Genomic DNA, 25,061 nt, shown 5'->3' with positions numbered 1-25,061 from the left:
TGAACTCCCGGGCCGGCATGGCCTCCGTAGTTGCGCCGTGAGCGCGCCGGCCCCCGCCTGAAGCTGGGGCCGTTTTTTTGATCGCCACCATGAATCTTCTGCGCCATCTCCTCGTCTGCTGCCTGCTGCTGACCGGCGCGGCCCAGGCCCAACCCAAGCAGATGGAGAAGCTGGACCGCGGTGTCGTCGCGCTTGTCACGGCGAACGGTGTCTTCGTCAGCTGGCGCCTGCTCGGCACCGAGCCGGCCGGGGTGCGCTTCAACGTCTACCGCGATGGCAAGCGCGTCAACCGCGAGCCGCAGCTGTTGACCAACCTGGTCGATGCGCAAGGACGTGCAGACAGCCTCTACACGGTGCGTGCCGTCGTCGACGGCCAGGAGCAGACGGCCTCGCATGCCGCTGCACCGTGGAGCCAGCCCTATCTGCGCCTGCCGCTGCAAAAGCCCGCAGGCGGCGTGACGCCCGACGGCGTGGCCTACACCTACGAGGCCAACGATGGCGCGGCGGCCGACCTCGACGGCGACGGGCAATACGAGCTGATCGTGAAATGGCAGCCCACCAATGCCCACGACAACTCGCACAAGGGCCATACCGGCCACACGCTGATCGACGCCTACAAGCTGGACGGCACGCGGCTGTGGCGCATCGACCTCGGCCAGAACATCCGTGCCGGCGCCCACTACACCAGCTTCCTCGCCTACGACTTCGACGGTGACGGCAAGGCCGAGCTCATGCTGAAGATGGCCGACGGCACGGTGGATGGACAAGGCTTGGGTCTCGGCGACGCCAAGGCCGACTACCGCAACGAGGCCGGCTATGTGCTGGCCGGGCCGGAGTTCCTGACCGTCTTCAACGGCCTGAGCGGCGCGGCCATGGCCACGGTGGCTTACACACCGGCGCGCGGCGAGGTGACGGCCTGGGGCGATGCCTATGGCAACCGCGTCGACCGCTTCCTGGCCGGCGTGGCCTACCTGGATGGCCAGCGCCCGAGCGCCGTGTTCTCGCGCGGCTACTACACCCGCGCGGTGCTGGCCGCCTGGGATTGGCGCGACGGCAAGCTGAGCCAGCGTTGGGTGTTCGACAGTGACAGCGATGCTTCAGCCAAACCCGCGGCAGGACAGGGCGCCCACTGGTTCTCGGTCGCCGACGTGGACGGCGACGGCCGGCAGGACATCATCTACGGCGCCGCCACCATCGCGAGTTCCGGCAAGCTGCTCTACAGCACGGGCCTCTGCCATGGCGATGCACTGCACGTCAGTGCCTTCGACCCCGCGCGCGAAGGTCAACAACAGATCTTCATGGTGCACGAGAGCCCGCGCTGCTACGGCGAGCATGGCCTGGAGATGCACGACGCCGCCACCGGCAAGGTCTTGTGGAGCATGTCGGGCAAGAACACCGATGTCGGCCGCGGCGTCTGCTTCGACATCGACCCCGCCTACCCCGGCGCCGAATGCTGGGGCAGCGTCGGTGGCCTGATGAGCGCGGGCGGCAAGCTCATCAGCGAGCAGCACCCCAACCGCTACAACTTCGCCCTTTGGTGGGACGGCGACCTGCTGCGCGAGTCGCTGGACCACGTTGCCATCGACAAGTGGAACCCCGCCACCTTCAAGTTCGAGAACCTGCTGAACGGCAAGAAATACGGCGCCGCATCCAACAACGGCACCAAGGGCAACCCCGTGCTGTCGGCCGACCTGTTCGGCGACTGGCGCGAGGAAGTGGTCTGGCGCAACGAGGACAGCACCGCGCTGCTGGTCTTCTCGACACCGCTGCCCACGGAGCACCGCCTCGTCACGCTCATGCACGACCCGCAGTACCGCGTGCAAGTGGCCGCGCAGAACGCCGGCTACAACCAACCTCCGCACACGAGCTTCCATCTGGGCCACGGCATGAGGGCGCCGCGCTACCTGCCGATCACGACGCCATGAAGCTCATCGGCCTGCTTCTGTTTGCGCTGCTGACCGGCTGTGCAAGCGTTGAACCGGCACCGCGCCCGCTCTATCGCGACCCCGTACTGGACGGTGCTGCCGACGTGTCCCTGGTCTTCAACCGCGGCCTCAAGCGCTGGGAGATGTTCTATACCAACCGCCGCGCGACGCTGCGGCTGGACGACCCCAAGGATGTGAGCTGGGTGCACGCCACGCCCATAGCGATTGCGACGACGGACGACGGCAACCACTGGCGCGCCGCGGGCGAGGCCAAGTTCCCGACCGAATGCACCGGTGTCACGCTTTGGGCGCCCGAGATCCAGGACTTCGACGGCGTGTATCACCTGTGGCTGACCATCGTGCCCGGCGTGCACAGGAGCTGGACCGGCGAGCGCCGCATCGAGCATCTGACGAGTACCGACCTGCGCAGCTGGACCTGCGCCGGCCGCGTGGACCTCGGCTCGCCCAAGGTCATCGACGCGTCCGTCATCCGCGCGCCGCAAGGGGGCTGGCGGATGTGGTTCAAGGACGAGCAGGGCGGCAGCAGGCTCAAGGTGGCCGACAGTCCCGACCTGAAGACCTGGACCGTGCGCGGCCCGGTCAGCCAGCTGGCTGGCGAAGGCCCCACCGTCTTCCACTTTGCCGGCAAGTGGTGGCTGGTGGCGGACCTGTGGAAGGGCCTGCTGGTCATGCGCTCCGACGGCGCCCAGAACTGGGAAGAGCAGCCCGCGCGGCTGCTGTCCGACGTCGGCCTTCACCCGACCGACCGCGCCAAGGGCCAGCACCCCGGCGTGACCGTCGTGGACGGCCGGGCCTACCTCTTCTACTTCACGCACCAGAGCGGCGAGCCCGAAGCGAAGACGGACGACCGCTGGCACCAGCGCACCGTCATCCAGGTGGCGGAGATGAAGCTGCAGGATGGCTGGCTGACGGTGGACCGCAACGCGCCACCGCCGGACCTGCGCGCGGCTTTCGGAGCCCGTTGATGCGCGCGCTGCTGCTGGCCTTGCTGTGTGCGCTGGCCAGCGCAGCGCATGCCGGGCTCGCTGTCGACGTCAAGGCCACGCTGGGCAGCGTGCCGCTGGACGGCGCTGTCATCGTCGCAGCGCCGGATGCCGACCCGCTCGAAGCCTTCGTCGCCAGCGACCTTGCCAACGACCTGAAGCGGCTGGGCCTGAGCGTCGGCAGCAAGGGCTCAGTGCAGATCTGGGTCGGCACCGTGGGCCGCCACGCCGCCATCGACGCCGCCGGTCTCGACCTCAGCAAGCTCAAGGGCTGCTGGGAATGCTTCCAGATCGCGCTGCTGCGCAACCCCGCGCCGGGCGTGAAGGCGGCCCTCGTCATCGCCGGCGCCGACCGCCGTGGCACGGCCTATGGCGTCTACACGCTGAGCCAGGCCCTGGGTGTGTCGCCCTGGCATTGGTGGGCCGACGTCGCGCCGCTCAAGCGCGGGCCACTGCACCTCAGCCTCGATGCGCCGCTGCACGACGGTCCCGCCGTGAAGTACCGCGGCCTCTTCATCAATGACGAGGACTGGGGGCTCTTCCCCTGGGCCGCGCGCACTTTCGAGCCCGAGGCCGGCACCCTCGGCCCGCGCACCTACGAGCAGGTCTTCCGCCTGCTGCTGCGCCTGAAGGCCAACACGCTGTGGCCGGCCATGCACCAGGTTTCGGGCGCCTTCAACGCCGACCCACGCAACGCCAGGCTCGCGCAGCGCTACGGCATCGTCATGGGTTCGTCCCACGCCGAACCCCTGCTGCGCAACAACGTCGCCGAGTGGAGCGCGCCGCACGAGCAGTACAACTACGCGACACATCCTGAACAGGTGCGCGACTACTGGGCCGAGCGGCTGAAGACGAATGGCCGCTTCGACAACCTCTACACGCTGGGCATGCGCGGCATCCACGACTCCGGCATGCAGGGTGGCGGCACGGTGGCCGAGAAACAGGCGCTGCTGAACCGCCTGCTGGCCGATCAGCGCGAGTTGCTGGCCCGTCATGTCGGCGACCCCGCCACGCTGCCGCAGGTCTTCGTGCCCTACAAGGAAGTGCTGCCGCTCATGGGAACACCTCCCGGCCTGGCGCTGCCGGACGATGTGACCCTGGTCTGGCCCGACGACAACTTCGGCTATATCCGCCAGTTCCCCGACGCGGCCCAAGCCCAACGCTCGGGTGGCTCGGGCGTCTACTACCACCTGTCCTATCTCGGCGCGCCGCTGTCCTATCTTTGGCTGAGCACGACACCGCCGGCGTTGGTGGCGGAGGAGATGGGTCGCGCCTTCGATGCCGGCGCACAGCGGCTGTGGATGGCCAACGCCGGCGACATCAAGCCGCACGAGGTCAACCTCAGCCACTGGTTCGACCTGGCCTGGAACCCGGCCGCCGTGCGGGCGCAAGGGCAGGGCGGCTACCTCCGCGATCTGGCTACTCGGCTGTTCGGCGTGGCTGACATTGCGGAGATATGGGACGGCTATTACCGCGTCAACTTCGAGCGCCGCCCTGAGCACCTGCAATTCCACCTGCCGGGCGAGAAGGTCAAGCGCAGCGGGCTGTCGGCCGACGCCGTGAACGAGCGCCTGGGCCGCTTTGCACAGTTGCTCACGAAGTTGGACGCCGTGCGCCCGCGCATCGCTAGCGCGCAGCAGGGCGGCTTCTTCCAGCTCGTCGAATACCCGCTGCGCGCCTCGGCCCTGGCCAACGAGCGCTTCTTCGCGCTGGAGCGCTACGCCGCCACGATGGAGCGCGACCCGGCCGGCGCCCGCCGCTTCGCGGCCCAGGCCGTGCGCGCCGACCAGCGCCTCAAGGCGCTGACGGGGCGCTACAACAGCGGCCGTTGGGCGGGCATGCTGGCCGAGGAGCCGGCGGATGGCTTGTGGACCAGCTACCGCCAGCAGGCCCTGCTGCTGCCGGCGGTCGGCCTGGGTGGTCATGCGGACGATGCGCTGCGCGATCTCGCCAAGGCTGCCGCTGACCTCGCACCCGTGTCAGCGGCCCCAGTACTGCCATCGCTGCGGGTGACCGCGTCGCAGGGCTGGCGCCGCATCCCTGGCCTCGGCCGTGGCGAGGGCGTGCTGAGGTCGCTGCAACCCGACGCCACCTTGGACCTGCAAGCTGAAGCCCCCACCGGCCCCAGCTGCCTGCGTGTCCACGTATTGCCCATCTACCCGCAGGCCACGCATGAGGCTTGGCAGGCCGATGTGCTGGTCGGCGGCCAGACCCATCCGCTGCGCTGGCCGCGCGGCACCCAGGACACCGCCTGGGCGCAAGGCGTGCTGGCCAACCGCCTGACCGCGACACTCACGCTGCCTGATCGCCCTGGCGCTTCTGTGTACCTGAAGGCTCGCCAGGCTGACCTGATGTTCGATGGCGCCGAGCTGCTGCCCGGCGCCTGCAAAGGCAATCCATGAAGCTCGCATCCCTCGCGCTCGCCGCCCTGCTCGCCACGCCGCTGGCGCAGGCCCAGAACCCGCTGAACCTTGGCAAGGACCTGCGCACCGCCGACCCGTCCGGCCACGTCTGGCCCGACGGCAAGATGTGGCTCTACACCTCGCACGACGAGGAGTGCCAGGCCGATTTCCACATGAAGGACTGGGTCGCCTTCTCGTCCACCGATCTCGTCAACTGGACGAACCACGGCGCCGTGCTGTCAGTGAAGGACCTGACCTGGGCCACCGACTACGCCTGGGCGCCCGACGCGGCCTACAAGAACGGCAAGTACTACCTCGTCTTCCCCGCCGGCACCGCCATCAAGGACCGGCAGAACCCCAAGAACAGCACCAAGTGGATGGGTATCGGCATCGCCGAGAGCGACTCGCCCGCCGGCCCCTTCAAGGACGTGATCGRCGCGCCGCTGTGGCGCAAGCCTTACGCCAACGATCCGGTGCTGTTCGTCGACGACGACGGCCGCGCCTACCTCTACAGCCGCACGTCGGGCGTCAACTACCTCGTGGCCGAGATGGCCGACGACATGCGCAGCCTCAAGGGCGAGCTGAAGAAGATGGACATGGGCGGCTACGAGCCGCCGATGGAGGGGCCGTGGGTGTTCAAGAGGAAGGGCCTCTACTACTTCACGATGCCCGAGCACAACCGCATCCTGACCTACTACACGTCCACCTCGCCCACCGGGCCGTGGAAGTACCACGGCGTCATCATGGAGCAGGAGAACAACGCCAACAACCACCACTCCATCGTTGAGTACAAGGGGCAGTGGGTGCTGTTCTATCACCGCTGGCTGGACACGCCGGGCGCGGCCTGCGCGAAGAAGCAGCGGCATGTGACGGCGGAGTACCTGCACTTCAACGGCGACGGCACGATCCGCAAGGTGGAGCGGACGAAGGAAGGCGTGGGTGATTTTCCCCAGCGGGCAACACCTGGCACTGCTGCAGGCGTGACAAAGTAGTTCGCAGTGCAAGCGCCGTCTTGCCCTGCTGGCCGCTGCAGCCCAGGCTGGGATGTCCAGACCTGTCGCAGCCGCCCCTTCCCGTTGCGGGGCCATCACCCGCTTCCTTCATGAGCACAAAGGACCTGTCCCGATGAAACCTGGTGCCCAGCGTTTGGCCTGGCTGGCGGGCGTCGCCTGTGTCGGCGCATTGGCTTTTGCCGTGACCCACTGGCGTGGCGGCAGCGACGCCGTGCCGCAGCAAGCCTCGGTGCCGGCGCCTTCGCCGCCCGTGGTGCCGGCGCCAGCCGTCCCGTTGGATGAGGGGCGCTCCGTCGCCGCCGCCCCTGCCGCCGCCTCGGTGCCGACAATGGCGATCCCTGCATCGGCCGTCTTGCGCCGCCCGCCTGTAAACGTCTCGCGCATGCAGCCCGACATCCAGCTCGCCATCAGCAGCGATCAGCGTGGCAAGGCGGGAGAAGCAGCGCGGCACATCCAGAGGTGCCTGGCGTTGGAGCGCGACCCAGAGCGGGCGCGCCAGTCGATGGAGAACTTGCTGCGCCGCTTGCCGGAAACCGCGCACAGCGTCATGAGAGCCAGCCACCAGGAGTTGGTCGCCTCCTGCCAGGCCGTGGACGCAGCGTCTCGCGCGCAGTTGGTGCCGCTGCTTCGCCGCAGCCTTGACGAGGGCGACAAGGGTGCTGCTGCAGGCCTGGTGCAGGCCTTGGGAAAGAACTTCAATCTGGCGGATGAGCCCGCCGTCATTCCCGCGCTGCGTCGTGACGCCTGGGACTGCGACAGCAGCTCACAACGTGTGCTGAGCAGTCTGGTCCGCCGGGATCCGCAACTGTTGACTCCCAACGAGATCGGGGCCTTGCGCGATCAGGAACGAATCCAGCTCAGCAAGGGTTTGGAGGCAATGCTGAGCAAGGCTGACGGTGACCCGAAGCGTCAGGCTGCCATCGAAGGCATGCTGGCCACCTTCAAGCCGCCGCCCGAGGCCAACGCTGCGGAAGTGGCGCGCATCTCGGCCGAGATCCAGAGTCGTTGCGAGGCCGCCCGGGCCGCCCTTCCCGGTGGCGGACCTCGTGGCGTGGGCAGCTAGGTGAGCCAGGCCCGGAATCCGTACGCGCAGATCAACGCGCTGGCCCGCCAGGCCTTTGCGCACTGGGGTGCCGGGCGGCTGGCCGAGGCCGCAGAGGGCTTCACCGCAGCCATCACGCTGGTTCGTGACGGCGGCCTGCCGGCGGTGGCGGACCTGCATGCCCAACTCGCCGGCGTGCTGGATACGCAGGGCCAGCTGGCCGAAGCCGTCGCCCAGTCCGAACTGGCGCTGGCCGCCGAACAGGCGCAGGGCGGGCCGAGCGATGCCGCGCCCGGCGTGAAGATCGCCCGCCACTTCCTGGCGGACCGATTGGTGCGGCACGGAGAGCCCGAGCGCGCGCTGGACGTGCTGGCGCCGTCGCTGGCTGCACTGCCCGACGACTGGCTGCTGAACCTGACGCAGGCCGAGGCGCTGTTCGCCGCCGGCCGCGCTGCAGACGCCAGGGCCGCGGCCGAGCGTTCGCTGGGGAATGCCTCATCGCAAGACAAGCGCACACAGCTTGCCGAGCGGCTCGCGCCGGTGCTGTCCGCCTGAGCGTGGGTGATCTTCCCCGCCCAGGCAATACTTGGTCCTCTCACCGGAATGACAAAGTCGTCCGCATGAAGTCATCACTTTTCACGGCCTTTGCCCTCTGCCTGCTGGCCACCGCTGCGCACGCCGAGACCATCTGCGTTGCCGACTTCTCCACCTTCGGCCAAGGCACGGAGCAGCTTCGGCAAGCTGCTGTGGCATGGCCAGTTCAGCGGCAACTCCACGTCGACTTTCGTGCGCAACAACCGGCATGTCATCGTCACCATCATTCGGCGCAAGGCGGGGTAGTTGGATGAAGCTGAGCCGCCATGTGGTCCCGGTTGTCGTTGTAGCCGTGCTGGCCGTATCGGCCTTCGCCTGGTGGCGCGGCGATGGCGCGGCACCAGCCGAGCCGGCGGAGCCTGTGGCGCAGGCCCAATCGATCGAACCGGTACCGCCCCCCGCCACGGCAGGGCCGACCGCCGAGCCAGCTTCGCAGCCGGCGGCACCGGCATCGGCGGTCGCCATTCCCCGCCCGCCGCCGGATGTCTCGCGCATGCAGCGCGAAATCCAGATCGCCGTCAGCAGCGACGAGCGCGGCAAGGCCGGCGAGGCGGCGCGGCACATCAAGACCTGTGAAGGCGTCGAGAGACTCCGTGCGCAGGTTGACGCCGGATGGCACCGCAAGTCCGAGGCTGACGGCCGCGCGCTGCTGGCCGGCATGCAGCAGGACCTGGCGTCCTGCCAGGCCGTGGATTCCGCGTCACGCGCGCAACTGGTGCCGCTGCTGCGCCGCAGCCTCGCCGAAGGCGATCAAGGTGCGGCGGCCGCGCTGGTGTCGGCGCTGGGCAAGGGTTTCGACATGGCCTCAGAGCCCACGGTCGTGGCCGCGTTGCGCCGCGACGCCTGGGCCTGCGACCGCGTGTCGCTGTACTGGCTCAGCACGCTGGCTGCACAGCACCCGCGGCTGCTGACACCCAACGAGATCGGCGCGCTGCGTGAGCAGCAGCGCGCCGAGATCAGCAAGGGGACCGAGGAGACGCGGCGCCGGCCCGACGTCGACTCCGCCCACAAGGCTGCGTTGGAGAGCTTGCTGGCCAGCTTCAAACCGCCGCCCGGGGCAGACCCGGCCGAGGTTGCGCGGCTGGCAGCCGACATCCAGGGCCGCTGCGCGCCTGAGCGCTGACCTGACCGCTCGCTTTGTGCAGGACGCCGCCCACGAGCTGCGCACGCCGCTGACGGCCCTCAACCTGCAGCTGGAAAACCTGCGCCCCCACATGGCCGGCGCCCAGGCCGAGTTCGTGCAGCTGCAGCAGGGCATGGACCGGGCCCAGCACCTGGTCGAGCAGATGCTGAGTCTGTCGCGCCAGGAGGCGGCCCGCACGACCGGCGCCGGCGTGCTGCTGGATCTGCGCACCCTGCTGCGCGCCAGCATCGGTCAGGCCATGGCCCTGGCCGACCGGCGCGGCGTCGAGGTCGCGTTTGTCGACCAGGTTGAAGGACCGCTGCTGCTGAGCGCCGTCGAGGGCGACCTGCGCAGCCTGTTCGACAACCTCATCGACAACGCGCTGCGCCATGCGCCGCCGGGCAGCGAGGTCGAGCTGAGGCTGGCGGCGGGCGAGGGCGGGGCGCGCTGGGTGGATGTGCAGGACAGCGGCCCGGTCCTGCCGGAGGCCATGCGCGAGCGCGTCTTCGACCGCTTCTTCCGCATGCCCGACGCGCCTGCGGGCGGCAGCGGGCTGGGCCTGGCCATCGCGCGGCAGGCGGGTCTCAAGCATGGCTTGCGCATCGAGCTGCGTGGGCGGGAGGACGGGCAGTCCGGCTTGGTGGCGAGAGTGCATCTGCCGGATCCAGGTTAAGGCTCAACTCATTCTTGCCGCCTAGATTGAGCGGCATGAACACCGCACACCCCTCCCCATTCGCCCGCCGGTTCGGCCTTGCGCTGTTGCTGGTGACCGCCGCCGTGACCGGCTTCATGGCGCTGCGCTACGCCTTGCCGGGCCAGCCCTGGGCGCCGCCGCTGACCAACCTGGCCACGCAGCGCGAGCTGCTGGTGCTGCACGCCGTGAGCGCCGGCCTGGCCTTGATGCTGGGCCCCTGGCAGTTCGTCGTGCGGCTGCGCGAGCAGCGCCCGCGCCTGCACCGCGCCATCGGCTGGGGCTATGCGAGCTGCCTGCTGGTCGGCGGCCTGACGGCGTTGCCGCTGGCCCTGCAGGCCAACGGCGGTCTGCTGGCTCAGGTGGGCTTTGCGCTGCTGGGCCTGCTGTGGCTGGCGAGCACGGCCATCGCTCTCGTCCACATCCGCGCTCGCCGCGTGGCGGCGCACCGGCGCTGGATGCTGCGCAGCTTCGTGCTGACGGCCGGCGGCATCACGCTGCGCCTGCAAATCCTCATGGGCTCGGCCTTTGGCGTGCCAGTGGAGGCCTTCTACACGGCACTGGCCTGGAGCTCCTGGYTGCCGCAGGCGCTGTGGCTGGAATGGTGGCTGTGGCGCAGCACCCCTCGGGCGCCGCAGCCGGCGCCGGTCTGGCCGGACCCGCAGCTCGGCGGGCGCTGAGCCTGCGGCGCCGTTGCTGACAGATCCCGGCACCGGCTGCGCAGCGGCGGCGCAAGAATCCACGCACCTGTCCTGGCTCTCCTGGAGACCCTCCATGCAAGGTCACTGCCTTTGCGGCGCCGTCCGCTTCACGTCGCCCGACACCCGAGAGATCGGCGCCTGCCATTGCGGCTTCTGTCGGCGCTGGGGCGGCGGCCCGTTGCTGGCCGTGCATTGCGGGCCCGACGTTCGCTTCGTAGGCCAGGAGCACATCGGCGTCTATGCGTCTTCGCAGTGGGCCGAGCGCGCCTTCTGCAAGCATTGCGGCACCCATCTCTTCTACAAGCTGCTGGCCACCGGCGAGTACTTTGTGCCGGCCGGTGCTTTCGAGAGCAACGACTTCGAGCTGGCCAGCCAGATCTATGTCGACAAGAAGCCTGCCTATTACGACTTCGCCAACCAGACGTCGATGTTGACCGAGCAGCAGGTCATCGAGCAGTACGCGCCGCCGGGCGAGGGCAGCTGAACCGCTTGACCTTGGCGATCGACTGAAGGGCTGTCTACCGGCACACCTGCCCAGCACCGATTTCCGCGTGATCGTGGAAGCGCCAAACCCCGTCCACCTTCGTGAACAGGAAGTTCGTCGTCCAGGGGTTCTTGCGGAGCAGGTCGCGATAGGTTGCCGAAAACGACAGCATGTCGTCGCCACAGACTTTCCAGCCGCTCACGCTGGTGACGGAGAAACGATTCTTGTCGTTGCGCAGCGGCGGCTGGCGCAGTGCGGCGCGACCATTGCCGGTCAGCACTTCCTTGTCGACGCTCTGCGGCAGATCGGCGTAGCTCAGGGCCACGAGCAGCCTCATGATCGGCGTGATGGCGTCGCCGATCACGCGGGCGTCATGGGCCGTGGTGATGGACGACGTGTCGAGGGCCTGCTTGGCCTTGCGAAAAGGCTGCTGCTTCACGAAGGCCAGATCCGGGCAGGGGACGGCGGCGGTTCCAGCGCCGACCAGGTGGGCCACCAGTCCGTTCAGATAGCGCTCCAGCTGCGTGTAGCCCGAGGACGGGTCCACGCGCGCTGCGTCCGACGCATCGCCGGGGTTCAGGCCCTGCGCCGTCTCCCACGCATCCGGCATGCCATCGCCATCGCTGTCCAGAGGTGCAGGGCCACTCTTCAGCTCGGGCCAGCCGCCCACTTCGGTCTGGCTGTTGATGAGCTTGCCACGGCGCTGGCGCACGTCGGTGATGAAGCGCTCATCCACCGCGTCTCGCACCAGTGACGCGCCGGCGCTGGCCAGCACGCGCTCCAGCGTCTTCGCGGGCGCGTCCGCGGTGACCGCTGCGAAGGGCAGGGGCGCCGCCAGCTTGTAGCCGGCTGGCAGGCCGCCGGGCAGGTTCTGCGCATGGGCCCGCACCAGCGTCCACGGGTCGGCGGGCAACTCGCCGTCCATGCTGTTGCCGGCGAACCAGGCGCGTGACCCGGGGTTGCTTTCCTCGAAGGCGAACTTGCCCGTGGAGCTGGGCCCGGTCAGGTAGACGTTGTCGACGAAGTTGTAACTGGCGCGTTCGCCGCCGCGATCCAGGTTGTAGCCGGCGCGCTCGGTGCCCCAGTTGTAGAAGACGTTGGCGCGCAGATCGTAGAAGCCACCCACCGGGTCGGCCTGCGGGCCGAGGTAGTTGCCGGGGCGGGGCATGCGGTCCTGGTGGTGGGCCCAGAGGTTGTGGTGCATGGACAGCCGCGTGCCGTGCGCGCCACGCAGCAGGCTGCCGAAGCCATGGCAGGCGCCTTTCTTGGGCGCATTGCAGTTCAGTGATTCGGCAATCAAGCTCCATTGCACGGTGACATGCTGGTAGGCCGGGCGGCCCAGGTCGGCGCGGGCCACCGAAACCGACAGTGACTCGTCGGTGGACCAACTGGCCGAGACATGGTCCAGCATGATGCGCTGGCCCGAGCCGACGCTGATGGCGTCGTCGTCCGCGCCGGACTCGTCGCCCATGCGGGAGCGGATGAAGCGCACGACGACGTCGTCGGCATCGATCAGCAGCGCGTGATTGCGCAGCGTGATGCCGTCGCCAGGTGCCGTCTGGCCGGCGATGGTGAGGCGGCCTTCGGTGACGTGCAGCGGCCTGGCCAGGGCGATGGTGCCGGACACCGCGAACACGACGGTGCGTGGCCCCTTGGCCTCGACGGCGGCGCGCAGCGAGCCGGGGCCAGCGTCGGCCAGCGTCGTCACGTAGAGGGCCCGCCCGCCGCGCCCGCCGAGGGAGACGGCGCCTTCGCCCTCGGCGCCCGGGAATGCAGGCGGTGCCGCTGCCGATTGGGTCGTCGCACAGGCGGCGAGCAGCAGGAGGGTGGCGAGAGCGGTGTTTGTCTTCATGTCGCGGGCGGGGTCAGTCGTCGTGAGCGGGCCGCGCGCCCGGGCCGGCCGGCGTGTCCAGCGCGGTCAGGCGCAGCGCGATGCCGGGCTTGCCAGGCAGTGGGAGGGCCTGGCCGCTGCGCTCCACGAAGTCGTAGCGACCCTGCGGCGTGAACTGCAGCGGCGTGGGCACTGGCGTGATCGTCATGGCCCAGGTGTCGATGATCTCGGCCTTGAAGCGCTGGCCGTCACGCAGGCCGGTCAGGTAGAGCCTGGGCAGCCATGCGGTGGGCGCCTGCTGGCCGAAGTAGACGAGGTAGTAGCGGCCGGGCTGGCCGGCGATGAAGAGGTCGTCGAAGGCGTCGATGGGGTCGATGCCTTCGGCGGGCGCGGCGTCGAGGATGCGCCTCAGGAAGGCCAGCCGCGGCGGGCTCTCGCCGCGCAGCTGCACGCCCTGGGCCAGCCAGATCAGGCCGTCGGCGTCGGGGATGAACTCGCTGTGGCCGCCGTAGCTGCCCGCGATGGTCGCCGACCAGAAGGCGTGCACCATCTGCGGCCCGCTCAGTTGCGCCCAGCGGCGGTCGTGCCGGCCCTCGTACTTCAGCTCGTCGAAGACGACCGGCTTGCGCCAGGCCTCGCGGAACAGCACGGCGCGGCTGGCCTCTGCGGCCGCCATGCCGTGCTGCATGCTGACGTGGGTGATCCACGGCCGCGCCTGGTCGTAGATGCGCTTGCCGTTGTGGATGGAGCGCAGATGGCCGTAGGGATCGACGTGCTGCAGCAGCTGGCCGAGGTGCTCCCAGTCGTCGTCGGTCTTGGTGCGGATGAAGTCGAACTCGTTGGCCAGCGACCACCAGACGTTTCGATAGGCCGCCAGGCGCGCGACGAGGTAGCGGGCGTAGCGGTCGTCCACCTCGCGCGGGAGGTCGTCAAAGCCCCAGGCGCGCTTGTCGTCATAGGGGTGGTGCAGGATCAGGTCGGCCTCGATGCCGAGGTCCCGCAGCTGGCCAACGCGCTGTTCCAGGTGGCGGAAGAAAGCGGGGTTGAAGCGGCTGAAGTCCCAGTTGCGAGGCGGCGTGCCAGCGTAGGGCCACAGTTCCGGGGGGTGCTTGTCTGTTCCCGCCGTCTGCGGGAACACCAGCATGCGCACCTTGTTGAAGGGCGCGACGGCCAGCGTCTTCAGCGTCTGCTCTTCCAGCGCCGCGCCGCGGTGAGCCCAGCTGTACATCGTCGTGCCGACGGGCTTGTAGGGCGTGCCGTCGGCGTGGTCGAAGTGGTAGCCATGGCGCACACCGACGGGGCCGTGGTTGCCCGCCTTGGGCGGTGTGGCGGTGAACTCGCCCTGCTGGTGGGTCAGCGGCCAGCGGTTGCTCTGGCTGACCCAGGTCCAGCGGCCGGCATGCGGCGGCATGAAGCGCAGGCGGTAGACGCCGTCGCCGTCGTAGAAGCCGTCGACCTCTATCGTCTGCACGCCGTCGCTGAAGCGGGCAGTGAGCTGCACGTCGACGAAGGGGTTGCCATCGCTGGGGCCCGCGAGTTCGATCTCGAAGAGGCCCCACTGCTCAACGGCCTGCGCCGTTGCGCCGCACAGGGCCAGCAGCAGGAGTGCGAGGGCGCGCAGCAGTCTCATCGCCTCACTCCACCACCGGCTTCCAGCCACCCAGCACGAACTCCGGCCGGCGGTAGTCGGCTATCAAGGCGGCGTCCTTCTCCATCGTCAGCCGGCGCGAGACCGGGTGGCGCCTGGAGAGGTCGATGGGGCGGCCGTGCAGGTCCATGGTGTTGAACTCCCAGAAGCGCACCTGCGAGCTGTCGAAGTCCGGCGCCTCTTCCACCGGACCCCAGCCTTCGGGCGCGATGCCCTGGGTGCGGGTGTCGATCAGCACCATCTCGGCATGCGGGTAGTTGGCGGCTGCGGCCGTGACGGAGCGGTTGCGCGGCAGCCGGGCGAAAACAGCGGGCGGGCGCTCGGCCTTGTCACCCTGCGGAGCCCAGGGCAGCGGGGCTTCGCTGGCGATGAAGCGGCAGTCCACGAACACATTGCCGTGCTGGCCGGCGGGTGTGCGCGTCCAGCTGAAGGGGCCGATGGACTGCAGCTCGGTGCGCAGGAAATAGGCCGCCGCATAGCCCAGGATGGTGTCGCCATGGCCGCTGAGCTTGCTGTCGGCCACATAGAGCGTGCCGTAGGTCGTCAGCGCATCGCCGGAGCCGTTCAGCGTCATGTCGCTCAGCACGATGCGCTCGCCGCGCGTCATCAGCGCCTCGGCCTGGCCGACGGCGTAGTTGTTGATCGTGAAGCCGGAGAGCTGGATGTCCGTGCCATCGACGATGGAGAAGGCCCAGCGGCCGCGCGCGCCGGGGTTGAAGGCGCTGCTGTTGGCATAGCCGACCTGCACCTTGTCGCGGTCCTCGCCGCGCAGGATGAGATTGGACTTGGCGGCCAGCGACACGATCTCCTCGTAGAAGCCATTGCGGATGAAGAGGGTGATCCGCTTGGCCGGCTTGTCGGGCACGAAGTCGATGGCGCCCTGCACGGTGGCGAAGTCGCCGCTGCCGTCGGCCGCGACGACGAGGCGGGTGCTGTCGGCCGCGGGTGGAGCGGCCCGGGTGCTGAAGGCCCAGGTGATGGCTGCTGCCTGCAGCACGCCCGCATCCACCGTCACGCGGTAGTGGCGGCCATAGCCCAGCACGCCGTGGTGAGGGTAGATCGTCGCCACCTTGCCGCGCACGATGACCGGGCGGAAGTGCCAGTCGCGGCCGGCGATGCGGGTGGACTGGTAGGTCTGCTGGAGCGCGTCGGCGGCCGCCTCGGGCGGCGTCATGCGGCGGTTGGGTGAGGCCGCAACAGACAGATCCAGCGTGTCGACCAGCCGCCCGTCGTCGGCGTCATGGATGCGGATCAGGCCTGCAGTGCCCGGCGTGGGCGGGCTGGCGAAACGGATGGCGAGCTGGGTGTCGGGGCTGATGCCGCTGGCCTGGTGAGCGGGCGACAGCATGAGGGCGCTGCCCTCGGCCAGGGCCGCCAGTGGCAGCCAGGCCGCGCACAGCAGCAGCGACTTCAGCAGATGGGTCATCCAGGGTCTTTCGTGCCGGGCTCGGCAACGCCGCGCCACAGGGCCATGGTGCGTGCCGTCCGGCTCGGCGGTTTGGGGGCGCGCCCGGGCAGGAGCAGGTCCATGGCGTGGATGGCGCGCGCGAGGAAGGGCAGGGCGAAGAGCAGCGGCATGGCCGTCAGGCGCAGCGCCGCGGGCGTTCCCGCCTGGAACTGGAACAGCTGGTGGACGGAGTAGGGCAAGGTCAGCACATGCTGCGAGAGCTGCATCGAGACCGCCTTGTGCCAGTCGGCGTCCACGCCGCTCAGGGCGCAGCGTTGGCGCCGGGTCAGGTGGAAGTCCGGCGGGTCGCTGCGCCGCAGCCGCAGGCGCAGCTCCGCCTGCGGCACGGCCGGCAGCGAGGCCATGTACTCGTGCGCCTCCAGCGCCAGCTGAAGCCGCGCGGCGTCGGCAAGGATGCCGGTGATGGCGGGGTCCGTCGAGGCGGTGCCGCCCAGGATCTTCAGGCGGCGCGTGGCGTCGTGCAGCTCCCAGAGCCGGATGCGAAAGCCGCGCTCCGAGTCCGTGACGGCGTGCCCGGCGATGTATTCGAAGGCGTCATGGGCCTCGATGACGCAGCGTGCCAGCGCGCACATGGAGGGCTGGTCCCACAGTTCGCGCGGCATCGGCTGGCCGGGGTCGGGCGCCAGCCGGCGCAAGGCGATGCTGTGGGACAGCAGCTTGACGTAGATCTGCGCGCCATAGCTGACGTGCGGGGCGGACGCCGGCAGCCCGGTCAGCGCCCCGGAAACCGCCTTGCCGTGCTCGAGCACGGCGTCGAACTCCCTCACCTTGGATCGGTAGTCACCCCAGCTATTGATCGCTTCCAGCATGCTTGACTCGTGGCTCTGACAAGCCGGCAAGGTTAGGCGAAGTTGGGGCTGTCCAATTTGGCCGCCATCCAGCGGGCCGCGAGCGCCGGCCATTGGTCCTGTGTGCCGGCGAGGCCGCGCAGCGCAAAGCCATGCTCGGCCTGCGGGAAGACATGGGCCTCGACATCCAGCCCGTGGACCTGCGCGGCCTTGATGAGATTGAGGGCGTGGTCGACAGGCACGATGGCGTCGTGCAGCGCATAGGCCAGGAACACCGGGCAGCGCGGCAGGCCGTGCGGCTCGGTGGCGATGCCGATGGGCCAGGCGTCGTAGAAGGCCTGCTTCTCGGGCGGTGGAAAGTCGGGCTTGCCCGCCGGGGCCTTGTGGTCGCGGTGGTTGGCGTTGAGGGGCGCGTAGGCGATGACGGCGCCCGCGGACCCGCCCTGGCAGGCCATCACGCCGGCCAGATGGCCACCGGAGGACAGGCCCACGTGCAGCAGCGGCAAAGGCGGCAGCGTGGCCAGCAGCTCCATGGCGCGCAGGCCGTCCTGCAGCGCGATGTCGAAGGGCTGGCCGTCCTGGCCGGGCAGGCGGTGCACGAGGACATAGGCGTCCATTCCCAGCGTGTTCAGCCAGCGCGCGATCTCGACGCCTTCCTTGTCGTGCATCAGCTGCAGATAGCCGCCCCCCGCGTAGACCAAGGCTCGGCCCCGGGCCGGCAAGGACGAGGGGTAGGCATGCAACTCGGCGCGCGTCGGCCGGCGGCAGACCCGGTCGGGGGACTCGCCATCGAACACATTGGGCACGCCGGCCGAGAGGGCGATGACGGTGATGGCCTGGTGGTCTCGCGCAGCGGCTGGCCGAAGTCGGGCATGCCATCGGCCGTGAAGCGCAGTGGCTGCACGCGTGTCGCGCGGCCACTGTCCTTCAGCGGGTCGCCGACGATGTCGCGGTAGTTGCGCGCGTGGAAGACGTTGAGCACGCTGCCGTCGGGCTCCACGACGAAGCTGTTGTGGCCGGGGCCGTACTGGCTGTTTTCAGGGTTGCTGACGAACACCGGGCCGGGTGATTTGCGCCAGCTCTTTGGGTCCAGCAGGTCGGCGCTCTCGTCGGCCCACAGCAGGCCCAGGCAGTACTCGGCACCCGTGCCGGCCGCCGAATACGTCATGAAGACGCGGCCGCCATGGATGAGCACGGCGGGCGCTTCGTTGACGATGTGGCGCACCTGCTCCCAGGCGAACTCGGGGCGGCTCAGCAGCAGCTGTGGGCCTTCTAGCGTCGTCGGGCTGGCCATGCGCTGCAGATAGATGTTGGTGCTGTGATTTTTGGTGGCCGGCTCGGTCTGGGCCCAGGCCAGATAGCGCTTGCCGCGGTGTTCGAAGACGGTGGCGTCCAGCGTGAAGGTTTCCCACTGCGTCTTGATCTGGCCGCGCTCGGTCCAGTCGCCCTGCAGTGGATCCGGCGACGCGTTCTCCAGCACCCAGAGCCGGATCTTCCAGGGCTCCTTGGCCTCGCCGGCGCTGAAGTAGATGAACCAGCGGCCGTCGATGACGTGCAGCTCGGGCGCCCAGATGTTGCGGCTCATGGGGCCCTGCTCATGCCGGCGCCAGACGACCTTGGGCTCGGCCGTGGCCAGGCCGGCGATGCTGCGCGCGCGGCGCAGCTCCAGCCGGTCGTACTCGGGCACGGTGGCCATCAGGTAGACCCAATCGCCGTGGCGCAGGATCTGCGGGTCGGCGCGCTGGGGGACGAGCGGRTTGGGCCACGAGACCGGCTGGGCCGAGGCGGTCAGGGCCGGCGCCAGCAGCGTGGCGGCCAGCAGCTGGCGGCGGGTGAGAGCAGGTGAATTGGGCATGGCTCAGGGCGTCTTGTAGAACTCGGCCTCGACGATGGACAGCACGCCGCGGCCCAGGCGGCTCGCGCCGGTGTCGACGATCTTCTGGTTGGCGACCTCGGTGTTGGTGGCCACCTCGTTGCCGCCCTGGGCATCGCCGGTCAGCTCGATGCTGACGAGCTGGCCGCGCTGCGGCCGCAGCGGCAGCGTCACATAGCCGAGGCTGCGCTCCGTCAGGCCGCGCCAGACGGCGATGCCGTCGACCCGGATGACCAGCGGGTACTGGCGCTCGCGCCAGCCACCGAGCTTGAGCGTGATCTCCTTCAGCGTCGTGGCCTCTGCCAGGCGGAAGCGGATGCCGCTCCTACCGGGCTCACTGGTCCAGGAGGTGGATTCATCGTCGTCGACGGCGTGGCCCGGCGTGCCGCTGTCGGCTTCCACCGAAGACACGGCCACGGCGATGCGGCTCACGACAAAGGACGGTGTCGCGGGCGTCGGGCCGCGCGTGAAGGGCGCGGCGATGCCATCCGCGGGGAAGCGTGTGCTCAGGCCGCCGCCGACCTTCACGGCCTGCGAGCGCAGCTCCAGCGTCGCGGGCGCCAGCCCCTGGGCTTCGGCGCGCAGCCTGATGAGGCCCGCATCGGTCGTGCTGCGCAGCAGCACGCGGTTGACACCGCCTTCCACCGGCAGCTCGCGCGCCAGCACAAAGTTGCCCGGACCCTGGGCGATGCCGCCGCGCCACTCGGCCGGGCCGTCGAGGGTGAACTTCGCGCTGTCCAGGGCCAGCGGGTGGCGCTGGCCCTTGGCGTCGACGACCTCGACCTGCACCAGCGCCAAGTCGGCGCCGTCGGCCTGCAGGCCCTGAGGGTGAGTCTGCGCCGTCAGCTTCAGCGCGGTGGGCGCACCGGCGGTAACGCGAACGTCCTCGCAGACCTTGTTGCCCTCCTTGTCGAGACCCACGGCGCGCAGCTCGCCGGGTTCGAACTTGACGCCGTCGAAGCGAAAGATGAAGGGCTCGCCGGCGGCGACCGCGCCGACCGGCCTGCCGTTCAGCGTCAGCACGACGCGGGCGGCGCTGGAGATGACGGTGACGGTCTTCACCGTGCCGGCTGGGTAGTTCCAGTGGCCCAGCAGATGTGCGCGCGGCTTCTCGACATCGACCCAGCCATCCCACATCACCTGGTGGGCGAAGAAGCCGTCCTTGGGGATGCGCATGGCATCCACTTCGCCGCTGCGGCGGTAGTTCTCGGCGCCGCGGTGGTGGGTGTTGCTGTCGCTGAAGATGATGTTGACGCCGCCCGACGACACGCGCGTGCCGGTGCCGGGGCGCTCACGCCAGTAGTCCACCCAGCGGCGCACGTCTTCCAGCGCGTGGCTGTCCTGGTTGCGGTTGTAGCTGGCGGCACTCTGGCCCTTGTGCTCGGGGCCGTCGCCGTCGCGGTGCCAGGGCGGCGAGAGCTCGTCCCAGAACTTGCGGGCGCCTTCGTCGCGCGAGTACTCCATGGCCCACATCGGCCGGCGGGCGCTCTTGTTGATGTAGAGCATCTCGCCACCGTACTCGGCCACGTCCTGCAGCGCCCGCGACAGCATCTCGCGGCTGCCGGCGGCGCGGCCGCCGTGCGGGTCGAAGCGGTCGCGCAGCGCGCGCACCTCGGCCATGTGCTCGGCGCTGACGCTGCGGTTGCCCGCCTCGAACATCAGCACCGATGGGTTGTTGCGGAAGTAGACGATGGCGTCGCGCATGGCTTCCATGCGCTGCTCCCAGCGCCTGCCCGTCACATCGGCCTCGGAGTCGCCGGTGGGCAGGGCCTGCATCAGGCCGATGCGGTCCAGCGACTCGACGTCCTGCTTCCACGGCGCGGTGTGCATCCAGCGCACGAAGTTGGCGTTGCTGGCCAGCATCAGGCCGTTGCTGTAGTCGCTGAGCCAGGCGGGCACGGAGAGGCCGATGGCCGGCCACTCGTTGCTGGTGCGCTGGGCATAGCCCTTGAGCTGGATGATGCGGCCGTTCAGCGTGACCATGCCGTTGGCGAACGCGGTCTGGCGAAAGCCGGTGCGCGTGACGACCTTGTCGACGGGCTTGCCGTCGACACTCAGCGTCGTCTCGACGTCGTAGAGGGCGCCATAACCCCAGCTCCAGAACTGCAGGCCGTCGACAGGCGCGCTGGCGCGGACGGTGGTGGTGGCGCCGGGCAGCAGCGTCTGGGCTGGAGCCTTGAAGCTGGCAACCTGCTTGCCGTCGCGGTCAAGCAGGGCGACGTCGAAGGCGAAGCGGCGCGGCTTGTCGTGCTCGTTGCGCACCTGGGCTTCAGCGGTGATGGTGGCGCGGTGGGCCTGCGGGTCGAAGTCCGCCGCGTGGACGTAGACGCCCGTGGTGCCGAGGTTGCTGTACAGCGGCAGCGTCTGGTAGAGCTTGTCGGTGACGTGAAGCCGCAGGTTCTTGGGCAGGCCACCGTAGTTGGCGTTGAAGTTCTTGTCGGCCCACTGGTAGCGCTGGTTGGTGGCCTGCTCGCGGTAGTCCCAGCGGTTGTCGGTGCGCACGGCGATGAAGTTGTCGCCGGGTTTGACGACCTGGCTCAGGTCGAAGCCGAAGGCCGTCACGCCGTTCTCGTGCAAGCCGATGCGCTGGCCGTTGACCCAGACCTCGGCGGCTTGGCGGGCACCCTCGAACTCGATGAAGACCTTGCGGCCGGCGATGTCCCTGGGCAGCGTGAAGCGCTTGCGGTACCAGGCGATGCCGGTGCGGTGGTCGACGATGTCCCTGGCGAAGGCATCGTCCTCGTTCCAGGCGCGGGGCAGGGTGACGGGCTTCCAGCCGGCGTCGTCGAAGGCTGGGGCTTCAGCGCCAGGCGCGTCGCCGACATGCAGGCGCCAGCCCGGGTTGAAGTTGTAGGCCTCGCGCGCGGCGTGGGTCGACAGCGCCGCCGCTGCCAAGGCGAGGGCGGTCAGCCATCGCTTCATTTCGCCTGCGCCTTGTAGTGCTCGGCCAGCACGTCGAAGGCCAGCTTGCGCTGCCCCGTCTCGGAGATCAGCCCCTTGCGGTTCCAGCCGTTCTGGTAGACCGGGTGCTCGCGGCGCGGCGAGCGGAAGTCCTTCAGCACCCAGGGCGACAGGCCGCGCAGCGTCGGCACCTTGGCGGCCATGGCGAGCGTCGCGCGGTAGTAGTCGGCCTGGTAGTCCTCGCTGAACTTGCGGCGCAGCGTGGCATCCTGGAAGCCGGCCTGCGCATCGGCGCCGAACTCGGAGAACAGCAGCGGCTTGTCCGCCGGCACGTCCCAGCGCAGCTTGCCGACGGCCTCCAGCGTGTCGTCGCCGTACCAGCCCGCATAGGTGTTGACGGCGATGACGTCGAGTTCCTTCAGCAGCGGGTCGGCGATGTGGAGGGTGTCGCCCTTGCGCTCCACCAGCAGCGCCGCGCTGATGAGGCGGCTCGGGTCCAGCGCGCGCACGGTCTGGGCCAGCGCGGTGTGGAAGCGCGTGCGGTTGTCGGCCACGGGCGTCTCGTTGCCGATGCTCCACAGCACGACGGCGGCGCGGTTGCGGTCGCGATAGATGGTCTCGGCCTGCATGCGGCGGGCCAGGTCCAGCGTGGCCGGGTTGTCCCAGTTCACGGTCCAGTAGACGGGGATCTCGCTCCACACCAGCAGGCCGATCTCGTCGGCCACGCGCAGCATGGCTTCGTTGTGCGGGTAGTGGGACAGGCGCACATAGTTGCTGTGCAGGCCGTTCTTCACCTCGCCGAGCAGGCGGCGCGCGGCGGCATCGTCGATGCGGCGGGCGGGGTTGGGGCCGACCTCTTCCTCGTGGATGCAGATGCCCTTCAGGAAGATGGGCTGACCGTTGAGCAGGATCTCGCTGCCGCGCACGGCAATCGTGCGGAAGCCGATGTGGTCGCGCACTTTGTCGTCACCGGCGTCGAAGTCCACGTCGTAGAGCGTCGGCGTGTCGGGCGTCCAGCGCTTCAAGCTCGCTGGCGCTGCCATGTCAAAGCGGGCTTCGCCGTTCGCGTCGGTGCGCGTCGGYAGCGTGAGGTTCAGGCCGGCGATGCGCAGGTTTACCGCGCGGTTGGCGGCCTGCGGGCCGTTGAGCTGCAGGCTGCCCACCAGCCGGCCGGCGTCGTTGAGGCGCAGCGTCGCGTCGTCGATGAAGGTGGCGGGTGTCTGGATGAGCTTCACCGGCCGCGTGATGCCGCCGTAGAGGTCCCAGTCGGTGATCTCGCCGGGGACGCTGTTGGCGTCGTGCTTGGAGTCCACGCCGACGACGAGGCGGTTGCCCTGCGCGCGCAGCGCGTCGGTCACCTCGACGACGAAGGGCGTGAAGCCGCCCTCGTGCCGGCCGACTTCCTTGCCGTTCAGATAGACGTAGGCGCGGTAGTTGACGGCCTCGAAGCGCAGGAAGCTGCGCTGGTCCGTCTTGATGGCCGCATCAAAGCGGCGCTGGAACCAGATCAGCCCGTCGAAGTAGCGCAGTTCGGGCGTGGCCGAGTTCCACGCGCCGGGGATGTCCATCGCCGGGCCGCGGTCGAGGTCGAACTCGAAGAAGGCCGGACCGGGCTTGCTCTCCTCGGTGGCCACGTCCACGTCACGGTGGCGCTGCATGCGCGACTTGGCGACCCAACCATTGATGTCGGTGAAGCCGGTGCGGTACAGATCCTTGGAATAGGTCCAGCGGCCGGACAGGTCCTGCGCATTGGCCCGGGCACCGGTGAGCAGCAGCGGCGGGCGCAGCGCGTCGGCGGCGAGCGTCGGCAGGGCGAGGGCCCAGGCCAGGGTGAGGGTGATCCAGGTGCGCATGGCGGCCCTCCTTCAGTTGAAGTGGAAGAGGGGTGTCAACGGCCACTGGCGCGGCTTGTTGTCGGCCTCGACCTCCATCAGGTCGGCCATGTAGTCCCACCAGCGGCGCATCACGGGCTGGTGGGGCAGGTCGTCGAAGGGGTGGCCGGACTTGCGCTTGAGGACGGCGAAGAGGGAGAGCGTGGCTTCGTCGAGGAAGATCCAGTAGTCGTGGATGCCGGCGCCGCGCAGGGCTTCGGCGAGATCGGGCCAGAGCTCGTCGTGGCGGCGCCTGTACTCGGCCACGACGCCGGGCTTGAGCTGCATCTTGAAGGCCAGGGTCTCGTCGCTCATCGTCATGTCTCCGGTTTTATTGGATGTCCTGCTCGGCCATGGGCAGGCCCGACACGTCGCGGCGCTGCAGCGTCGGCGCCAGGCGCCAATGCCTGTCGGCCAGACCCGCCGGTTCGCAGCCGGCGCCGACGGCGATGGGCGAGCCCAGGTCCAGGCGGCAGTCGGCGTCGAAGCGCCAGCCGCTGGTGTCCTGCAGATGGCCGCCACGACGGGCCTGGATGTCCAGGCCGGTGAAGCGGAAGTCGCGCAGCGGTGCCTCGGCATAGGCGTCGACCTCGAAGGCCACCTGGGCGCCGCGGGCCTTCAGTCGCTCGATGCGAACCCCGCTCACCTGCACGCGGCCCTGCGCTGGCGGCACCGGCGTGGCCAGGTTCAACCAATGAGCGGGCGCCGCGGCGATCTCGCTGGCCGGGATGTCCGCGCGGCTGAAGGCGGGGTTCCAGTTCATCGTCACGCGCAGCGCCGTTGGCACGTCGTGCAGGGCGAGGTCGCTGATCGTCACGTCCTCGATGAAGCCGCCCCGGCTGGGCGCGGACTTGAACAGCAGGCCCACCGGCACCGGCGCATGCACTTCGATGCGCCGGGCGGTGATGCGCCGGAAGCCCCCAGAGGTTTCGCTGCCGAAGGTCAGGCCCGCGGCGCCGTCGCGGACGACGCAGTCGCTGATGCTGATGTCCTCGCAGGGGCGGGCGACGCGCAGGCCGTCGGCATCGCGGCCGGCCTTCAGCACGAGGGCATCGTCATTGCCGGCGATGTCGGCGCGGCGGATGGTGATGCGGCGCGAGGAGTCGATGTCGATGCCATCGGTGGAGGGGCCGCGTGCGTCGCCCTCGTTGTTGCGGAGGGTGACGCCGTCGACGGTCACGTCCTCCGAGTAGCAGAGGTGCAGCGTCCAGAAGCCCGAGCGGCGCAGCAGCAGGCCTTCGCCGATGTTGACGCGGGCCGACTCGAAGACCTGGATCAGGCGTGGACGCTGGGCGTCGTAGTCGGAGGCCCAGCGCAGGCCACGAGGCTCGTAGGTTGCGCGCAAGGCCCAGTAGCTGTCCCAGAAGACCTGGCCGTCGCCGTCGATGCAGCCTTCGCCGAGCAGGCCGACGTCGTGCTCACCGTAGATGTTGACGAGGGCGGCAGGCCAGCGCATCTCGATGCCGGAGACGCGCGTCGGCAGCAGTGGGTAGTCAGCCAGGTTGTGCGAGCCCAGCAGCGTGGCGCCGCGGTCAAGCCGCAGCGTCATGCCGCTTTTCAGGAACAGCGAACCCGTCAGGTAGATGCCGGGCGGCAGGCGCAGCTCGGTGCGCCGCAACGCCGCGGCATCGATGGCGGCCTGCAGCGCCCGCGTGTCGAGCGTGATGCCATCGCCGCGTGCGCCGAAGTCCTTGGCATCCAC

21 protein-coding genes are annotated in these 25,061 nt (G+C 69.4%); 11 read left to right on the top strand and 10 right to left on the bottom strand.

The window, feature by feature from the left end:
* Positions 1–89: 89 nt before the first annotated feature.
* The 11 genes from AC1DW3_RS08295 (at position 90) to AC1DW3_RS08245 (ending at position 10,979) form a co-directional block, all read left to right on the top strand.
* A complete protein-coding gene (locus AC1DW3_RS08295; RefSeq protein ID WP_477930386.1) occupies positions 90–1,925 on the top strand; it encodes a rhamnogalacturonan lyase in 1,836 nt (611 codons plus the stop codon).
* On the top strand, positions 1,922–2,911 hold the full coding sequence (locus AC1DW3_RS08290; RefSeq protein WP_477930384.1) for a hypothetical protein: 990 nt from the start codon (positions 1,922–1,924) through the stop codon (positions 2,909–2,911). The genes AC1DW3_RS08295 and AC1DW3_RS08290 overlap by 4 nt, the downstream gene beginning before the upstream one ends.
* Positions 2,911–5,331, top strand: coding sequence for a glycosyl hydrolase 115 family protein (locus AC1DW3_RS08285; protein ID WP_477930382.1), 2,421 nt, complete (start codon positions 2,911–2,913; stop codon positions 5,329–5,331). Before AC1DW3_RS08290 ends, AC1DW3_RS08285 begins: the two co-directional genes overlap by 1 nt.
* Complete coding sequence (locus AC1DW3_RS08280) at positions 5,328–6,323, top strand: family 43 glycosylhydrolase (RefSeq protein ID WP_477930380.1); 996 nt, start codon at positions 5,328–5,330, stop codon at positions 6,321–6,323. Before AC1DW3_RS08285 ends, AC1DW3_RS08280 begins: the two co-directional genes overlap by 4 nt.
* A 133-nt stretch (positions 6,324–6,456) precedes the next feature.
* Entirely contained in the window at positions 6,457–7,407 is a 951-nt protein-coding gene (locus AC1DW3_RS08275) for a hypothetical protein (protein WP_477930378.1), read from the top strand.
* Positions 7,408–7,941, top strand: a complete 534-nt coding sequence (locus AC1DW3_RS08270; RefSeq protein WP_477930376.1) for a hypothetical protein — start codon at positions 7,408–7,410, stop codon at positions 7,939–7,941.
* 138 nt (positions 7,942–8,079) lie between these two features.
* Positions 8,080–8,226, top strand: a complete 147-nt coding sequence (locus AC1DW3_RS08265; RefSeq protein WP_477930375.1) for a hypothetical protein — start codon at positions 8,080–8,082, stop codon at positions 8,224–8,226.
* 247 nt (positions 8,227–8,473) lie between these two features.
* Positions 8,474–9,103, top strand: coding sequence for a hypothetical protein (locus tag AC1DW3_RS08260; RefSeq protein WP_477930373.1), 630 nt, complete (start codon positions 8,474–8,476; stop codon positions 9,101–9,103).
* Positions 9,104–9,119: 16 nt separating this feature from the next.
* Positions 9,120–9,776 carry a sensor histidine kinase gene (locus AC1DW3_RS08255; RefSeq protein WP_477930371.1) on the top strand — a complete coding sequence of 219 codons (657 nt, stop codon included), beginning with the start codon at positions 9,120–9,122 and terminating at the stop codon, positions 9,774–9,776.
* Positions 9,777–9,811: 35 nt separating this feature from the next.
* A complete protein-coding gene (locus tag AC1DW3_RS08250; RefSeq protein WP_477930369.1) occupies positions 9,812–10,474 on the top strand; it encodes a DUF2306 domain-containing protein in 663 nt (220 codons plus the stop codon).
* Between the two features lie 94 nt (positions 10,475–10,568).
* Positions 10,569–10,979 carry a GFA family protein gene (locus AC1DW3_RS08245; protein ID WP_477930367.1) on the top strand — a complete coding sequence of 137 codons (411 nt, stop codon included), beginning with the start codon at positions 10,569–10,571 and terminating at the stop codon, positions 10,977–10,979.
* A gap of 34 nt (positions 10,980–11,013) precedes the next feature.
* Here the strand turns inward: AC1DW3_RS08245 and AC1DW3_RS08240 are convergent, their stop codons facing one another.
* From AC1DW3_RS08240 to AC1DW3_RS08195, 10 genes are read right to left on the bottom strand one after another with little or no spacing between them, the layout of a single operon-like run.
* The gene (locus AC1DW3_RS08240) at positions 11,014–12,831 is read right to left on the bottom strand and encodes a pectate lyase family protein (RefSeq protein ID WP_477930366.1); all 1,818 of its coding nucleotides are present in this window, start codon (positions 12,829–12,831) and stop codon (positions 11,014–11,016) included.
* A 13-nt stretch (positions 12,832–12,844) separates the two neighbouring features.
* A complete protein-coding gene (locus AC1DW3_RS08235; protein ID WP_477930364.1) occupies positions 12,845–14,440 on the bottom strand; it encodes a DUF5060 domain-containing protein in 1,596 nt (531 codons plus the stop codon).
* Between the two features lie 4 nt (positions 14,441–14,444).
* The gene (locus AC1DW3_RS08230) at positions 14,445–15,884 is read right to left on the bottom strand and encodes a pectinesterase family protein (RefSeq protein ID WP_477930362.1); all 1,440 of its coding nucleotides are present in this window, start codon (positions 15,882–15,884) and stop codon (positions 14,445–14,447) included.
* Entirely contained in the window at positions 15,881–16,735 is an 855-nt protein-coding gene (locus tag AC1DW3_RS08225) for a hypothetical protein (protein ID WP_477930360.1), read from the bottom strand. Before AC1DW3_RS08225 ends, AC1DW3_RS08230 begins: the two co-directional genes overlap by 4 nt.
* A gap of 32 nt (positions 16,736–16,767) precedes the next feature.
* Positions 16,768–17,415, bottom strand: coding sequence for an alpha/beta hydrolase (locus AC1DW3_RS08220; RefSeq protein WP_477930358.1), 648 nt, complete (start codon positions 17,413–17,415; stop codon positions 16,768–16,770).
* Positions 17,382–18,569: a glycoside hydrolase family 43 protein gene (locus AC1DW3_RS08215; RefSeq protein ID WP_477930356.1), complete on the bottom strand. Its 1,188-nt coding sequence runs from the start codon at positions 18,567–18,569 to the stop codon at positions 17,382–17,384. The genes AC1DW3_RS08220 and AC1DW3_RS08215 overlap by 34 nt, the downstream gene beginning before the upstream one ends.
* 3 nt (positions 18,570–18,572) lie before the next feature.
* Entirely contained in the window at positions 18,573–21,509 is a 2,937-nt protein-coding gene (locus tag AC1DW3_RS08210; protein WP_477930354.1) for a glycoside hydrolase family 2 protein, read from the bottom strand.
* Positions 21,506–23,341: a glycoside hydrolase family 2 protein gene (locus AC1DW3_RS08205; protein ID WP_477930352.1), complete on the bottom strand. Its 1,836-nt coding sequence runs from the start codon at positions 23,339–23,341 to the stop codon at positions 21,506–21,508. Before AC1DW3_RS08205 ends, AC1DW3_RS08210 begins: the two co-directional genes overlap by 4 nt.
* A 12-nt stretch (positions 23,342–23,353) precedes the next feature.
* Positions 23,354–23,680, bottom strand: coding sequence for an L-rhamnose mutarotase (locus tag AC1DW3_RS08200; protein WP_477930350.1), 327 nt, complete (start codon positions 23,678–23,680; stop codon positions 23,354–23,356).
* A 10-nt stretch (positions 23,681–23,690) separates the two neighbouring features.
* Positions 23,691–25,061 carry a glycoside hydrolase family 28 protein gene (locus tag AC1DW3_RS08195; protein ID WP_477930348.1) on the bottom strand — a complete coding sequence of 457 codons (1,371 nt, stop codon included), beginning with the start codon at positions 25,059–25,061 and terminating at the stop codon, positions 23,691–23,693.

Source organism: Roseateles sp. P2_H4 (assembly GCF_056403315.1).
The sequence above is the reverse complement of the archived record's forward strand: the minus strand, read 5'-3'. Positions and strand labels throughout refer to the sequence as shown.